This window comes from Modestobacter sp. URMC 112, assembly GCF_053502575.1.
On sequence record NZ_CP199957.1, the window covers coordinates 4,324,315 to 4,338,499 of the forward strand.

General features: G+C 76.7%; 12 protein-coding genes. 7 read left to right on the plus strand and 5 right to left on the minus strand.

Annotated elements, in window-relative coordinates; all coding sequences use genetic code 11:
- Positions 1-61 precede the first annotated feature (61 nt).
- Both ACWIX6_RS20600 and ACWIX6_RS20605 read right to left on the minus strand, forming a co-directional pair.
- The gene (locus tag ACWIX6_RS20600; RefSeq protein WP_448614302.1) at positions 62-277 is read right to left on the minus strand and encodes a hypothetical protein; all 216 of its coding nucleotides are present in this window, start codon (positions 275-277) and stop codon (positions 62-64) included.
- 127 nt (positions 278-404) lie between these two features.
- Positions 405-926: a hypothetical protein gene (locus ACWIX6_RS20605; RefSeq protein ID WP_448614303.1), complete on the minus strand. Its 522-nt coding sequence runs from the start codon at positions 924-926 to the stop codon at positions 405-407.
- 77 nt (positions 927-1,003) lie between these two features.
- On the opposite strand from ACWIX6_RS20605, the gene ACWIX6_RS20610 reads away from it, so the two are divergent.
- Both ACWIX6_RS20610 and ACWIX6_RS20615 read left to right on the plus strand, forming a co-directional pair.
- Complete coding sequence (locus tag ACWIX6_RS20610) at positions 1,004-3,265, plus strand: helicase-associated domain-containing protein (RefSeq protein WP_448614304.1); 2,262 nt, start codon at positions 1,004-1,006, stop codon at positions 3,263-3,265.
- Positions 3,266-3,397: 132 nt separating this feature from the next.
- Positions 3,398-4,678, plus strand: coding sequence for a class I SAM-dependent methyltransferase (locus ACWIX6_RS20615; protein WP_448614305.1), 1,281 nt, complete (start codon positions 3,398-3,400; stop codon positions 4,676-4,678).
- A 33-nt stretch (positions 4,679-4,711) separates the two neighbouring features.
- Here ACWIX6_RS20615 and ACWIX6_RS20620 read toward each other — a convergent pair whose 3' ends face one another.
- On the minus strand, positions 4,712-5,098 hold the full coding sequence (locus tag ACWIX6_RS20620; protein ID WP_448614306.1) for a VOC family protein: 387 nt from the start codon (positions 5,096-5,098) through the stop codon (positions 4,712-4,714).
- Between the two features lie 176 nt (positions 5,099-5,274).
- Here ACWIX6_RS20620 and ACWIX6_RS20625 point away from each other — a divergent pair, with 176 nt between their 5' ends.
- Positions 5,275-6,960 (plus strand): DNA repair helicase XPB, encoded by a 1,686-nt coding sequence (locus ACWIX6_RS20625; protein WP_448614307.1) that lies wholly within the window; start codon positions 5,275-5,277, stop codon positions 6,958-6,960.
- Positions 6,961-7,227: 267 nt separating this feature from the next.
- Here ACWIX6_RS20625 and ACWIX6_RS20630 read toward each other — a convergent pair whose 3' ends face one another.
- Both ACWIX6_RS20630 and ACWIX6_RS20635 read right to left on the minus strand, forming a co-directional pair.
- Complete coding sequence (locus ACWIX6_RS20630) at positions 7,228-7,626, minus strand: hypothetical protein (protein ID WP_448614308.1); 399 nt, start codon at positions 7,624-7,626, stop codon at positions 7,228-7,230.
- Between the two features lie 150 nt (positions 7,627-7,776).
- Positions 7,777-10,107 carry an ATP-binding protein gene (locus tag ACWIX6_RS20635; RefSeq protein ID WP_448614309.1) on the minus strand — a complete coding sequence of 777 codons (2,331 nt, stop codon included), beginning with the start codon at positions 10,105-10,107 and terminating at the stop codon, positions 7,777-7,779.
- Positions 10,108-10,209: 102 nt separating this feature from the next.
- Here ACWIX6_RS20635 and ACWIX6_RS20640 point away from each other — a divergent pair, with 102 nt between their 5' ends.
- The 4 genes from ACWIX6_RS20640 (at position 10,210) to ACWIX6_RS20655 (ending at position 14,164) form a co-directional block, all read left to right on the plus strand.
- The gene (locus ACWIX6_RS20640; RefSeq protein WP_448614310.1) at positions 10,210-10,533 is read left to right on the plus strand and encodes a hypothetical protein; all 324 of its coding nucleotides are present in this window, start codon (positions 10,210-10,212) and stop codon (positions 10,531-10,533) included.
- Between the two features lies 1 nt (position 10,534).
- Positions 10,535-11,407: a CPBP family glutamic-type intramembrane protease gene (locus tag ACWIX6_RS20645; protein ID WP_448614311.1), complete on the plus strand. Its 873-nt coding sequence runs from the start codon at positions 10,535-10,537 to the stop codon at positions 11,405-11,407.
- Between the two features lie 193 nt (positions 11,408-11,600).
- Positions 11,601-13,391 (plus strand): DEAD/DEAH box helicase, encoded by a 1,791-nt coding sequence (locus ACWIX6_RS20650; RefSeq protein ID WP_448614312.1) that lies wholly within the window; start codon positions 11,601-11,603, stop codon positions 13,389-13,391.
- Positions 13,392-13,819: 428 nt separating this feature from the next.
- Positions 13,820-14,164, plus strand: coding sequence for a PspC domain-containing protein (locus tag ACWIX6_RS20655; RefSeq protein WP_448614313.1), 345 nt, complete (start codon positions 13,820-13,822; stop codon positions 14,162-14,164).
- Positions 14,165-14,185: the final 21 nt, after the last annotated feature.

Sequence of the window (14,185 nt, forward strand, 5' to 3'; positions counted from 1 at the left end):
TCGGCGGCCCCCTGCTGGGGCCCGGTGCGAGCCTGCCAGCTCCGGGGCGCAGCGGGGCCTGCTACTTGCCCGCCTGCTTCCCGGCCCGGTTCGGCCGGTCCGTCGGGTGCGCGTAACGCAGCCGCTCCGGCGGGATCGGGAAGGCGTGGTCCTCGCCGAACGGCGACAGGGACCCGGCCATCTCGCTCACCAGCTCGGTCAGCGGCGGCCCGCCGTCCTCGGACTCCCCCCAGGTCGGCTCGACCAGGTGGGCGTGCTTGTCCTTGCGCTTGGCCATGTCGCCTCCAGTTGCGATGCCGTCCCGGCGGGTCCTCCGCAGGGCGCTCGGGCACATCTTCGCGCGAAGGGCACCCGGAACGCACCTGGCACACCCGCAGCCGCGGCCGGCGCGTCGACGCGGCCGGTCAGTCCCGTCCGCCGGCCCCGCGGGCACCGAAGACCGTGCCGGCCCCGTCGGCGGTGAGCACCCACTCCCGCGCCGAGACCGGCGCGTAGGCGACCTCGGCGTCCGCCAGCCGCTGGACCGCACGGGCCCGCCACGCCGCGGTGGACATCAGCCGCAGCCGGAGCGGCTCGTCGGTCAGCTCGTCGAAACCGGCCGGCTCGACGTGCAGCACCGAGGGGCCGGCCACCCGGAGCCGGCCCGGCCGCCAGGACGTCGCGGCCAGCGCGCGGGCCCAGCGGCGGGTACGCACCAACGCACCGATCCCGACCCCCACCGCGACCGCACCGCCCAGCACCAGGCCGAGCACGACCAGCCCGGCGCCGGGCAGCGGCTCCCCGGAGTCGCGGGCGATCCGGACGGCGGCCGCGGCCAGCAGCACGCCGAGGACGACGGCGACCGCCCCACCGCCCACCCAGCGCAGCGCACCGGCCTGGTGCGCGGCCAGTGCGGTCCGGGTCTGCGGGTCGTCGAGGGCGGCCACCCCGGGATGCTCGCAGAGTCCGCGGGCCGGCCGTGCTCCCGGCGCGACCCCGCCGACCGCGACGTAACGTGGGCCGGATGCCTGCCGACCTGCCCGCCACGCTGGCCGCCTGGCTGCGGACCCGTTCCGACGAGCAACTGGGCGCGCTGCTGGTCACCCGTCCCGACGTGGCGCGGCCCGCGCCCTCCGACGTCGTCTCGCTGGCCACCCGCCTGGCGGTGCCGGTCTCGGTCGACCGGGCGCTGGACGAGCTGGACGCCGCGACCCTCCAGGTCCTCGACGTGGTGCTGCTGTCCTCCACCGACGGCGTGGCCCGCACCGACCTGCCCGGGTCGCTGCCCGACGTGCCGGCCGAGGTGGTCGACGAGGCCGTGGAGACCCTCACCACCCGGGCGCTGCTGTGGGGCGACGACGAGCTGCGCGCCCCCGACCAGGTCCGCCGGGCGGTGCGCTACCCGGCCGGGCTGGGGCGGCGCGCGGCGGACCTGCGGGTGCCGCTGCCCGGCGACCTTGGCGCGGCGCTGGCCGGGCTCGAGCCCGAGGAGCGCGCGGTCCTGGAGCGGCTGGCCGGCGAGCGACCGGTCGGCCACCTCCCCGACAGCGCCGGGGGCGCGCTCACCCCTGCCCGCCGCCTGCTGCAGCAGGGTCTGCTGGCCCGCATCGACGCGATCAACGTGGAACTGCCCCGCGAGCTCGGCCTCGTGCTGCGTGGGGACCGGCCCTACGGCCCGCCGCGGCTCCGCCCGGACGCCGAGGTCACCCGGCGGGACCCGGCCGCGGTGGACCAGCAGGCCGCCGGCGCTGCGCTGGAGGTGATCGGCCGGGTGGCCGACGTCCTCGGTGCCCTCGAGGAGGAGCCGGCCGGCCTGCTGCGCAGCGGCGGCCTCGGCGTCCGGGACCAGAAGCGGCTGGCGCGGGAACTGCGGATCGGCGAGGCCGACGTGGCGTTCCTCGTGGAGGTGGCCCACGCCGCCGGGCTGCTCGACGTCGGGGGCGCGCACCGGGACGAGTGGCTGCCCACCCGGGGCTACGACCTCTGGCGGGACCAGGACCTCCCCGACCGCTGGGCCGCCCTGGCCGAGGGGTGGCTGACCAGCGTCCGGCTGATCTCCCTGGTGGGGCAGCGGGACGTGGCCGGCAAGGCGGTCAACGTGCTGGCCCCCGACGCCGTCCGGCAGACCGCACCGGCCCTGCGCCGGTCGGCGCTGGCGGTGCTCGCCGAGCACCCGCCGGGCACCGGGCTGCCCGCCGGCGAGCTGGTCGCCCTGCTGCGCTGGCGCACCCCGCGCCGGGCGGACCGGCTCACGCCCGTGCCGGCCCTGCTGGCCGAGGCGGAACGGCTGGGCCTGGCGGTCGGCGGTGTGCTGTCCGCCGGCGGCCGGGGGCTGCTGCAGGCCGGCGTGGACGGCGCCGCCGACGGCATGCGGAGCCTGTTGCCCGCACCCGTCGACCACGTGCTGGCCCAGCCGGACCTGTCGCTGATCGCCCCCGGGCCGCTGGTCGCCGACCTGGCCGGGATGCTGGCGGTGGTGGCCGACGTCGAGTCCTCCGGCGGGGCGACGGTGTACCGGGTGACCGACGGGAGCGTGCGGCGGGCACTGGACAACGGCTGGTCGGCGACCGACCTGCACGACTTCTTCGCCCGCGCCTCCCGCACCCCGGTTCCCCAGGCACTGGACTACCTGGTGGACGACGTCGCCCGGCAGCACGGCCGGCTGCGGGTGGGCGCCATCGAGAGCTACGTGCGCTCGGACGACCACGGCCTGCTGTCCCAGGTGCTGAACGACCGGCGCACCGCCAACGCCGAGCTGCGCCGGCTGGCGCCCGGCGTGCTGGTCAGCGGTCTGGGCGCGGACGAGGTGCTCGGCGTGCTGCGCGCGGCCGGGTACGCCCCGGCCGGGGAGTCCGCCGGCGGTGCCGTGCTCACCCGGCCGCCGGCCAGGCCGCGCGCCGTCGGCCGCCGGCCGGGCACGGCGCCGGCGACCGGTCCCCGCCCGCTGGCCCCGGACGACGTGGCCGCCACGGTCCGCGAGATCCGGGCCGGCGACGCCGCGCTGGCCGCCCGGCGCAGGGACCCGGTGCGGCAGGTCCCCGGGGTCACCACGGCGAGCACCCTGGAGCTGCTGACCCGGGCCGTCCGCGAGGGCCTGCCGGTGTGGCTGGGCTACGTCGACGCACAAGGCAGCGGCAGCCAGCGGGTGGTGCAGCCGGTCTCCCTGGTCGGCGGCTTCCTGCAGGGCTTCGACGAGGGCCGCGGGGAGAGCCGCACGTTCGCCGTCCACCGGATCACCTCCGTCGCGGTGGTCGAGGGCGAAGAGGGACGCGCAGCCGTCCCCTGATCGGCACCCGGACCGGGAATGATCAAGCGTCCGCCGTAGCTGAGGCGGATGCAGTTGATCGTTGCAACGAGTGCGGTGACCGGGGCCAGCCCCGTCGCGGTCGCCGCCGGTTGCGGGCACGAGGTGGCGCGGATGGCACGACAGACGGTCGCGGACCGGTTGGCGACGGCGCTGGGCGCCGTCCTGGGCACGACGGAGCTCCCTGTGCGGCTCCGGGGCTGGGACGGGTCGGTCGCCGGCCCCGCGGGCGCCCCGGTCCTGGCGGTGCGGTCGCGGCGGGCGCTGCGCCGGCTGCTCTGGTCGCCCGGACAGCTTGGCCTGGCCCGGGGGTACGTCGCGGGGGAGATCGACATCGAGGGCGACGTGTTCGCCACCTTCGCGGCGGTGAGCTCGATCGGCCGGCTGGCCAGGACGGGGCCGATGGCCGCCGCCACCCCGGCCGACCGGCTCGGGTTGCTGCGCACCGCCGTCCGGCTCGGCGCGCTGGGTCCCGAGCCGGCCCCGCCACCGGAGGAGGTCGACCTCGGCCGGAGCGGCAGCCGGCACTCCCGCGCCCGGGACGCCGCGGCGATCGCGCACCACTACGACGTGGGCAACGACTTCTACGAGCTGGTGCTCGGCCCGTCGATGGTCTACTCCTGCGCGGTCTGGGAGTCCCCGGACACCGGCCTGGACGCCGCCCAGGAGGCCAAGCTCGACCTGGTCTGCCGCAAGCTCGGCCTGAGGCCGGAGGCGCGGCTGCTCGACGTCGGTTGCGGCTGGGGCAGCCTGGCGATCCACGCCGCCTCGCGGTACGGCGTGACCGTCGTCGGGATCACGCTGTCGGAGGAGCAGGCCCGGAGCGCCCGCAAGCGGGTGGCCGAGGCCGGCCTGACCGACCGCGTCGACATCCGGGTCCAGGACTACCGCACGCTCGGGGACGGCCCGTTCGACGCGATCAGCTCGATCGGCATGTCCGAGCACGTGGGCCGGGGCGCGATGCCGGACTACGCCGCGCGGCTGCGGGACCTGCTCCGGCCCGGCGGCCGCCTGCTCAACCACGCGATCACCTGGAACGCCGGCCCGACCCGCTGGGACCACGACTCCTTCATCGCCCGGTACGTGTTCCCCGACGGGGAGCTGCTGCCGCTCACCGAGACCCTCGGCGCGCTGGAGGGCAGCGGTCTGGAGGTGCTCGACGTGGAGGCGCTGCGCCGGCACTACGCGCTGACCCTGCGCGCCTGGGTGCAGCGGCTGGAGGCGCACTGGGACGACGCGGTCGCAGCCTCCTCCGAGGGGCGGGCCCGGGTGTGGCGGCTGTACATGGCGGCCTGCGCGCTGGCCTTCGAGGCCGGCCACATGGGCGTGGCCCAGGTGCTGCTCCGCCGCCCGGGGGGCGAGGAACCCCCGCTGCGCCGCACCGACTGGGTCTGACCGGGCCGGCGGGAGCCGAGCCCGCAGCCGGGCTCAGCCAGGTGTGCCGTGGTGCACGGCCTCGACGTTGTGCCCGTCGGGATCGCGCAGGAAGACGCCGTAGTAGCCGGGGTGGTACTCCGGCCACTCCCGCGGCGCGTGCAGCACCTCGACCCCTGCGGACCGGGCCGCCTCGTGCACGGCGTCCACGGCGGCCCGGTCCGGTGCGCGGAAGGCCAGGTGCAGTTCCCGGTCCTCCGCGCCTGCAGCGGGGCTCAGCCAGAACCCGGGGACGCCGTCGGGGCCGCTGAGCCCGACGACGAAGGACTCCCCGACGGGGAAACGCATCGCCTCGCGCAGGCCCACGGGCGCGAAGGTCGTGACGTAGAAGGCCAGCGACGTCTCGACGTCGGCGACCTGGACACCGATGTGGTCCAACATGTCGGGCAACGTAGTGGCCGGGTACGACGGATCGGGCGGTCCCGGACCTGCCGGTACTGGGGGCCACCGCACACCGCCGTCCGGAAGGCCGGGCGCCGTCGCGGCGTTACCGTGGACAGTCCGGCGCCCGCCTGTGCGCGCCGCCCCCCACCTCCAGCGACGGAGTGAGACAACGCGTGAGTGACGGCCCCCTGATCGTCCAGTCCGACAAGACCCTGCTCCTCGAGGTGGACCACCCGCTGGCGAAGGAGTGCCGGGCGGCGATTGCCCCGTTCGCCGAGCTGGAGCGCTCCCCCGAGCACGTGCACACCTACCGGGTGACCCCGCTGGCGCTGTGGAACGCCCGCGCCGCCGGGCACGACGCCGAGCAGGTCGTCGACGCCCTGGTCCGCTACTCGCGCTACCCGGTGCCGCACGCCCTGCTGGTCGACGTCGCCGACACCATGGACCGCTACGGCCGGCTCACCCTGGCCAACAACCCGGTGCACGGGCTGGTGCTCACCAGCAGCGACCGGGCGGTGCTCGAGGAGGTCGTGCGCAGCAAGCGCGTCGCCCCGATGCTCGGTGCCCGGATCGACGGGGACAGCGTCGTCGTCCACCCCTCCGAGCGCGGCCGGCTCAAGCAGGCGCTGCTCAAGGTCGGCTGGCCGGCCGAGGACCTGGCCGGCTACGTCGACGGGCAGGCGCACCCGATCGAGCTGGACCAGGCCGACTGGCACCTGCGGGACTACCAGCAGCAGGCCGTGGACGGCTTCTGGGCCGGCGGCTCGGGCGTCGTCGTGCTGCCGTGCGGCGCGGGCAAGACGCTGGTCGGCGCGGCGGCGATGGCCGAGGCGAAGGCCACCACGCTGATCCTGGTGACCAACACCGTCGCCGGGAGGCAGTGGAAGCGCGAGCTGATCGCCCGCACCTCGCTGACCGAGGAGGAGATCGGCGAGTACTCCGGTGAGCGCAAGGAGATCCGGCCGGTCACCATCGCGACCTACCAGGTGATCACCACCCGCCGGAAGGGCGAGTACCGGCACCTGGACCTGTTCGACGCCCAGGACTGGGGCCTGATCGTCTACGACGAGGTCCACCTGCTGCCCGCGCCCATCTTCCGGCTGACCGCGGACCTGCAGTCCCGCCGCCGGCTGGGGCTGACCGCCACGCTGGTCCGCGAGGACGGCCGGGAGGACGACGTGTTCTCCCTCATCGGGCCCAAGCGGTACGACGCGCCGTGGCGGGACATCGAGGCGCAGGGGTACATCGCGCCGGCCGAGTGCATCGAGGTCCGGGTCTCCCTCGACGACGAGGAGCGGATGACCTACGCGGTCGCCGAGCCCGAGGAGCGGTACCGGATCGCCGCGACCGCGCAGTCCAAGCTGCCGGTGATCCGCCGGGTGCTCGAGCGGCACCCCGACGAGCCGTCGCTGGTGATCGGCGCCTACCTCGACCAGCTCGAGGAGCTCGGCACGGCGCTGGACGCCCCGGTCATCCAGGGGTCGACCACCAACAAGGAGCGGGAGCGGCTGTTCCAGGCCTTCCGCACCGGCGAGATCCGCACGCTGGTGGTCTCCAAGGTCGCCAACTTCTCGATCGACCTGCCCGAGGCGGCCGTCGCCGTCCAGGTGTCGGGGACGTTCGGCTCGCGGCAGGAGGAGGCCCAGCGGCTGGGCCGGGTGCTGCGCCCCAAGGCCGACGGCCGGCAGGCGCACTTCTACACCGTGGTCAGCCGGGACACCCTGGACAGCGAGTACGCCGCGCACCGGCAGCGGTTCCTGGCCGAGCAGGGCTACGCGTACACGATCGTCGACGCCGCCGACCTGGCCGGTCCCGGTGAGGTCAACGGTCCCGGCTGGGTGGACGAGCCGGCCGACTGAAGAAGGACCCCTCTGCCCCCCACCACTCGCACGCTCGCGGCGGGACCCTGCAGAGGGGCCGGCCGGCTCCTGCGAGGGGGCCAGAGGGGCCGGCCTCGCCCCCGGCCGTCGCTCGCTCGGGCGAGCAGCACCTGGCGACCGCGGCGATGCTGGGACCGGAGCTGACCGCCGCCGTCGTCTACGACGACCGGTTGGCCGACGCAGCGGCCCGGGTCCCGCTCCCGGTCGCCCGCCCCACCTGACCGACCCTCCAGGGTGGACCGGCGGTCACGCCGACAGGTCGTCGACGGTCGCGAGCGGGACGACGCCCTTCGCGCGCGCCCGCGCGGCGCCGTCCACGGTGACGTAGGCGTCGGCCTGCAGCCGGGTGACCGCGAGGTACTCGGCATCGACCGTGGAGTCGAAGCCGTGCTCGCGGGCGAGCTGCCACGCCACGCGGCGGGACACCCGGTCGCCGAGCAGTCGCACCTTCACCGCCGTCAGCGCCTCGTGTCGCTGCAGCGCCTCGGACTCGCCGAGCCGGCCCTGGCGCACGTCGTCGAAGAGCGCGGCCAGCGCCTGGGACCGCAGCAGGTTCGGCGCGACGAGCTGGTGCGCGGGTGCGACGACGACGCCCTCGGCCACCAGGTGGAGGAGCGTGGGTGCGTCGATCACGTACCGCGCCACGAGGCGGGACCGTAGTCGTCCCGCGCCCGCGCCGGCCGGGCCGGGAGCCCGCCGGTGTGCGGGGTCGTCCGTGGTGGACGACGGCCACGGCACGGCGCCTGAGCCGCCTCGCCGGGCCGATGGGCGGCGCCCGCCGCCCCCCGCCCGGTGTCACCGTCGCGGGTCGGGGGCGACGACCGGGCACTGGACGGCGTGCCAGGCGGCGATCTCCGACCGGGACCGGAAGCCGAGCCGGGCGAGGATCTGCTCGACGTGCGACTCCGCGGTCCGGGGTGAGATGACCAGCCGGGCGGCGATCTCCCGGTCGGTGAGCCCCTGCGCGACCAGGCCGGCGACCTCCCGCTGGCGGCCGGTGAGCCGGCCGTCGGTCCCCGGCCGGCGCGGGCTCGGGGCCGCGGGCGGCGCCGCGTCCTCCCGCAGCGCCAGCGCGACCGCCTGTGCGCGGGACAGCGCCCGGCCCGCCGCACGTCCCCCCAGCCAGACGGACTCCCCGGCTGCCCGCCGGACCGATCCGGCGCACCGTTCCCGGAAGCGCGCCAGCGGGGCGGGCAGCTCGGCCGGGATCGAGCGCCACACCGCCTCGGCCGCTCCGGTCAGCCGGGCGGCGCGGTCCCCGTCGCCCGCCTCGGCCGCGGCCCAGGCGAGCGCCTCGACGCACAGGGCGGTCCCGCTGCGGTCGTCCACCTCCCGCATGAGGGCGAGCGCGGCCTCCTCCAGCCGGGCCGCCTCGGCCGGCTCGCCGGTCTCCAGCCGCACCAGGCCCAGCCCCCACAGCGCGTGCGAGCGGGTCCACGGGTCCCCTCCCCGGCCCAGGGCCAGGCTCTCCGTGAGGGCGGCGTCCGCCGCCGGCAGGTCCCCGGCCAGCAGCGCGACCACCCCGACGTCGGCCAGGCAGAAGGCCGCGTGCGGTGCCCCCTGGTCCCGGTGCGCGGTGAAGGCCTCCCGCAGCAGCCGGCCGGCGGAGGGCAGGTCGCCGCGGAACAGCGCCGCCAGCCCGAGGTACTGGGTGGCCAGCGCGGCCACCTCGGGCGCACCGACCGCTCCGGCCAGCGCGCGCGCCTCCTCCAGCAGCGGCTCCGCGCCCTCCGGGTCGGTGGCCACCAGCGCCAGGTAGCCGGCGACGGCGAGGCCGTGCGCGCGGACCGGCGAGGGTCCCGTCACGGCGCCGAGGAACGCCTCGAGCCAGCGGCGCCCCTCGCCGAGACGACCACGCGCCTCCCACCACAGCCACAGCTCGGCGGCGGTACGCAGCCCCTCCGCCTGCTCCCCCGGGGTGGCCAGGCAGTGCTCCAGGGCCGCGCCCAGCTCGGCGTGCTCCGCCGAGAGCCGGTCGAAGGCGGCGACCTGACCGGGGCCGAGGAAGTCCTGCGCCGCGGCGGCGACCAGGTGGACGCACCGGTCCCGGTGCCGCCGGCGGACGACCTCCTCCTCCCCGGACGCCGCGGGGAGCTCCCGGCCGAAGGCCCGCACCGTCTGCAGCATGCGGAACCGCGGCCCGGCCGGACCCCGCCGGACGTCGACGACGGACGCCTCCGCCAGGGTGGTGAGCGCGTCGACCACCTCGCCGGAGGGCAGCCCGTCCCCGGAGCACACCGCCTCGGCGGCGGCCAGGTCGAAGTCCCCGGCGAAGACCGCGGCCCGGCGCCACAGCCGCCGCTCGGCGTCGCCCAGCAGGTCGGCGCTCCACTCCATCGTCGCCCGCAGCGTCCGGTGCCGTCCGGCGGTCGCGGTGCCCGGCCGGCGCAGCAGCCCGAGGGAGTCCTCCAGCCGGGCGACCAGCTCGGCCGGGGTGAGGGTGCGCAGCCGGCCGGCTGCCAGCTCGATGGCCAGCGGGATCCCGTCGAGGCGGCGGCACAGCTCGGCGACGTCCCACCCCTCGGCCGGGGTGAGCACCAGGCCGGGCACGGCCGCGGCCGCGCGCTGCTCCAGCAGCGCGACGGCGTCCGAGGTGGCCGCGGACCCCGGCTCCCCGGCCGCCGGCACGCCCAGCGGCGGGACGGCGAACAGCGCCTCCCCCTCGACGTCCAGGCGGGTGCGGCTGGTGGCCAGCACCCGCAGCCGCGGGCAGGCCGCGAGCAGGGTGTCGACGAGGACGGCGCAGGCGTCGCGCAGGTGCTCGCAGTTGTCCAGCACCAGCAGCAGCTGGCGACTCCCGACGACGTCGGCCAGCGAGCCGGGCAGCCACCGGCCGGAGGAGTCGCGGACGTCGCAGGCAGCGGCCACCTGCTGGGCCACCAGCGCGGGGTCGGTGACCGCGGCCAGGTCGGCCAGCACCGTGCCGTCGGGGAAGGACCGCTGCAGGTCGGCGGCCGCGCGGAGCGCCAGCCGGGTCTTGCCCACCCCGCCCGGCCCGACCAGCGTGACCACCCGGGCCGCCGACAGCAGCCGGCGCACCTCCGCGAGCTCGGCCCGCCGGCCGACGAAGGAGCTGCGCTCGGCCGGCAGCGGCAGCCCGGTCCGGGGAGCTCCGGCGCGCGCCATGCCCCGGGACCGTAGCGACCGGTACGCGTCCGCGGCAGTACCCGTACCGCTCTCCGGGAGGTCCCCGATGTCCCGGACGCCACCCGGCGGGACGTTGGCCTGGTGGTGGACCAGCGGGACGGCGAGGGCCTCTTCCTCGTGGTGGTGGAGGGCCGGTCGTCGTCCCGCGACGTGGTCGCCATGCACCGGGCGCTGCACTCGGCGGTGACCCGCCTGGCGGCCGGCGGCACGGCGATCCGCTGGTGCGGCGCGCTGCTGCTGCCCGACGTCTGCCGGTGCCTGTGCCTGGTGGCGGCGGCCTCACGGTCCGACGTCGTCCTCGCCCGGGACGTGGCCGCGCTCCCCACCGCGGCGGTCCACCCGGCGCACGCGCTGGCCGGCACCGCCGCCGTCCCCCAGTCCCCCGGCAGGAGAGGCAGGTCCTGACATGTCCGCACTCGACGACCCCCGCCGCACCCGGACGGTGGCACCACCGACCGGCGGCCTCCGCGGCGCCACCGCCCGGCACCCGCTGACCGCCTTCCTGGTCCTGGTGGCCCTGTTCGGCCTGCCGCTGATGTCGGTGCCGGCGCTGACCGCGCACGGCGTCGTCCCCGGCGGCGAGCTGCCCCAGGAACCGTTCGCGCTGGGCATCACGCTGCTGGTCATGCTGCCGGCCGCGCTGTGGGTCACCTCGGTCGCCGACGGCCGCGGCGCCGTCCGCGCGCTGCTGCGCCGGGCGGTGCAGTGGCGCTTCCGGGCCGGCTGGTGGGCCGCGGTGCTGCTGGCCCTGCCCGTGCTGACGATCGCGCTGGGCCTGGCCGCGGGCCGCTCGCTGCAGACCGGCGACGTGCTCTCCGTCCTCGGCGGCGCGGTCGTCAACGTGGTCTCCGCCGTGCTGCTCGTGCACCTGTGGGAGGAGACCGTGTGGGCCGGGTTCTTCCAGGGCCGGCTGGAGCAGCGGCACGGCTACCTGGCCGCCGCCGCGCTGACCGCCGTCCCGTTCGCGGGCGTGCACGTGCCGCTGCAGTTCATCGGCGACGACCCGCTCGGGTCCGTCCTCGTCCAGGTGGGGCTGCTGCTCGTGCTCGCCGTGGTCATCCGGCTGCTGGTCGGGGCGACCGTGCAGGCCACGGGCGGGAGCCTGCTCGCGGCCGGGCTCGTGCACGCGGTGTTCAACGCCTCGAACAACGAGGGCAACCTCGTCGACGACCTGCTCAGCGGCGGCCAGCCCAGCGTCCTCGCGGTCGTCGCGGCCACACTGTTCGCCGCCCTGGTCCTGGCCGTCGTCCGCCCGTGGTCCGGCCGGCGGGACGCCTGAGGAGGCCGGGACCGGCGGGACGTGACGAGCCGGTCCCGCTCGGGCATGACGCGCGACACACCGGAGCCGCCGCCCGGACGTCCGCGCAGGTCAGAGCCGGTGTGCCGACCTCCTATACGGCGTCCGGGCGGGGGCGCGCCGCAGGCCCCCGGTTGGGCGTGTTGCCTCCCCGCCGACCAAGATGGACCCCGACATGGGGAGCGCAGCACGAGCGGAGGCCATCGGCCCGCAGAGGACCAGCCGACCGCTCCGGGCGTGGCAGCAGGCCGCGCTCGACCAGTACGAGGACTCCTCCCCCAAGGACTTCCTGGTCACCGCGACCCCGGGTGCGGGGAAGACGACGTTCGCGCTGACCCTGGCCGCGCGGCTGCTGTCCCGGCGCGAGGTCGGCCGGGTGGTCGTGGTCTGCCCGACCGACCACCTGCGGCTGCAGTGGGCCGACGCGGCCGATCGGATGGGCATGGTGCTGGACCCGGGGCTGACCAACGCCGTCGGCCCGGTGCGACCGGGGACGTCGGGGTACGTGACCACCTACGCGCAGGTGGCCGGCAAGCCGATGCTGCACGCGGCCCGGGCCACCGCCGTCAAGTCGCTGGTCATCCTGGACGAGGTGCACCACGCCGGGGACGGCCTGTCCTGGGGTGAGGCGATCGAGGAGGCGTTCGGGTTCGCCGCGCGCCGGCTGTGCCTGACCGGGACGCCCTTCCGGACCAAGGCCGACGAGCGGATCCCGTTCGTGCGCTACGAGGAGGACACCTTCGAGGGCGACGACGGCAAGGGCGGCGTGGGGCTGGCCAGCCGGGCGGACTACACCTACGGCTACAAGGAGGCCCTCGCCGACGCCGTCGTCCGGCCGGTGGTCTTCGCCGCCTACACCGGCACGTCGCGCTGGCGGAACTCCGCCGGCGAGGTGGTCGCCGCCTCGCTCAGCGAGGCCGGCACCCGGTCGGTGGAGATGCAGGCCTGGCGGACGGCGCTGGACCCCAAGGGCCAGTGGGTGCCGCACGTGATCGCCGCGATGGACGACCGGATCACCCACCTGCGCGAGACCGGCGTCCCGGACGCGGCCGGGCTGGTGCTGGCCAGCGACCAGGACGACGCCCGCGCCTACGCCAAGATCGTCCGCCGGGTGACCGGCAAGGCACCGGAGCTGATCCTCTCCGACGACCCCAAGGCGTCGAAGAAGATCGAGCGGTTCGCCACCGGGTCGGCGCGGATCGCGGTCTGCGTGCGGATGGTCTCCGAGGGCGTCGACATCCCGCGGGCCGCGGTGCTGGCCTGGATGACCTCCTACCGGACACCGCTGTTCTTCGCCCAGGCCGTGGGCCGCGTGGTGCGGGCCCGCAACCCGCAGGAGTCCGCGACGGTGTTCCTCCCCGCGGTGCGGCCGCTGCTGACGCTCGCCGCGTCGCTGGAGGAGCAGCGCAACCACGTGATGCCGCCGCCCAAGGCCACCGACGACGAGGACCTGGAGGCACTCGACCTGCCGCCGCGGGAGGAGCGCGAGGGCGAGCTGCCCAAGTGGGAGGCGCTGGAGGCCGACGCCCGGTTCGCCCACGTGCTGCACGGCGGGACGGCGCACACCGGCGAGGGCACCCCGGCCGCGGTACCGCTGGGCGCCGAGGAGGAGGAGTTCCTCGGCATCCCCGGCCTGCTCACCCCGGCGCAGACGGCGGAGCTGCTGGCCAAGCGGGACGACGAGCTGCGGCTGCGGATCGCCGCCTCGCACCGGCACGAGGACGGCGACGACGACGGTCACCTGGTCGAGGAGCTGCCCGAGGTGGAGACCGGCGGCTCCTGGCGGGACGTCGCCGAGCTGCGCCGGGAGATCAACCGGCTGGTGAGCAAGGTGTCCGCCCGGACGTCGACCCCGCACGCGGTGGTGCACACCCAGCTGCGCCAGTCGGTGCCCGGGCCGCCGTCCGCGTCCGCGCCGGTGCACGTCCTGCGCGCCCGCCGGGAGCGCCTCCGCACGATGCTCTGACATTGCGATCCTCCCGGATCGCACCGCGGCCAGGTGCCGTGCCCGGCCGGGGCTGAGCCGCTGCGCCGCTCGATCGCGGGACCCTCCGGGCCCCACTCCTCACGGTCCCCAGGCGTGCGTCACGAGCCGGGGCTGAGCCGCTGCGCCGCTCGATCGCGGGACCCTCCGGGCCCCACTCCTCACGGTCCCCAGGCGTGCGTCACGAGCCGGGGCTGAGCCGCTGCGCCGCTCGATCGCGGGACCCTCCGGGCCCCAGTCCTCACGGTCCCCAGGCGTGGGTCTCCCGGCGTGGGTCCTCCGGCCTGGGTCTCCCGGCGTAGGTCTCCTGGCATGGGTCCCGGTCGGGGGATCCCCTCAGGGCGGGAACCAGGGACGGATCCGGGGGTTCCCCGATACCGGCCGGACCCCGCGCCGAGCAGGCTCGACGCATGACATCGACCCCCTTCGAGGCAGCCGGGACCCGTCCCGGGCCGCAGACCCCGTCCGGCCCCTCCGCCCGACCGCCGCTGCGCCGCAGCCGCACCGACATCATGCTGGGCGGCGTCAGCGGCGGGCTGGCCGAGCACACCGGCATCGACGCCCTGCTGTGGCGGGTCGCCTTCGCCGGCCTCACCCTCGCCGGCGGGGCGGGCATCCCGGTCTACCTGGTGCTCTGGCTGCTCATGCCGCCGGCCCCCGCCGGCCCGGCCGACCGGACCAACGTGCTCGACGAGTGGGTCGAGCGCCTCCGCGGCCGGCTCAGCAGCGACCGCACGCCCCCCGCCGCCGGCTGACCACTGCTCCCGGCGACCACC

Coding starts and splice junctions, on each gene's coding strand:
- ACWIX6_RS20610 (WP_448614304.1), top strand. CDS start 1,004: ATGCCTGCCGACCTGCCCGCCACGCTGGCCGCCTGGCTGCGGACCCGT.
- ACWIX6_RS20615 (WP_448614305.1), top strand. CDS start 3,398: ATGGCACGACAGACGGTCGCGGACCGGTTGGCGACGGCGCTGGGCGCC.
- ACWIX6_RS20600 (WP_448614302.1), bottom strand. CDS start 277: ATGGCCAAGCGCAAGGACAAGCACGCCCACCTGGTCGAGCCGACCTGG.
- ACWIX6_RS20620 (WP_448614306.1), bottom strand. CDS start 5,098: ATGTTGGACCACATCGGTGTCCAGGTCGCCGACGTCGAGACGTCGCTG.
- ACWIX6_RS20635 (WP_448614309.1), bottom strand. CDS start 10,107: ATGGCGCGCGCCGGAGCTCCCCGGACCGGGCTGCCGCTGCCGGCCGAG.
- ACWIX6_RS20650 (WP_448614312.1), top strand. CDS start 11,601: ATGGGGAGCGCAGCACGAGCGGAGGCCATCGGCCCGCAGAGGACCAGC.
- ACWIX6_RS20655 (WP_448614313.1), top strand. CDS start 13,820: ATGACATCGACCCCCTTCGAGGCAGCCGGGACCCGTCCCGGGCCGCAG.
- ACWIX6_RS20645 (WP_448614311.1), top strand. CDS start 10,535: ATGTCCGCACTCGACGACCCCCGCCGCACCCGGACGGTGGCACCACCG.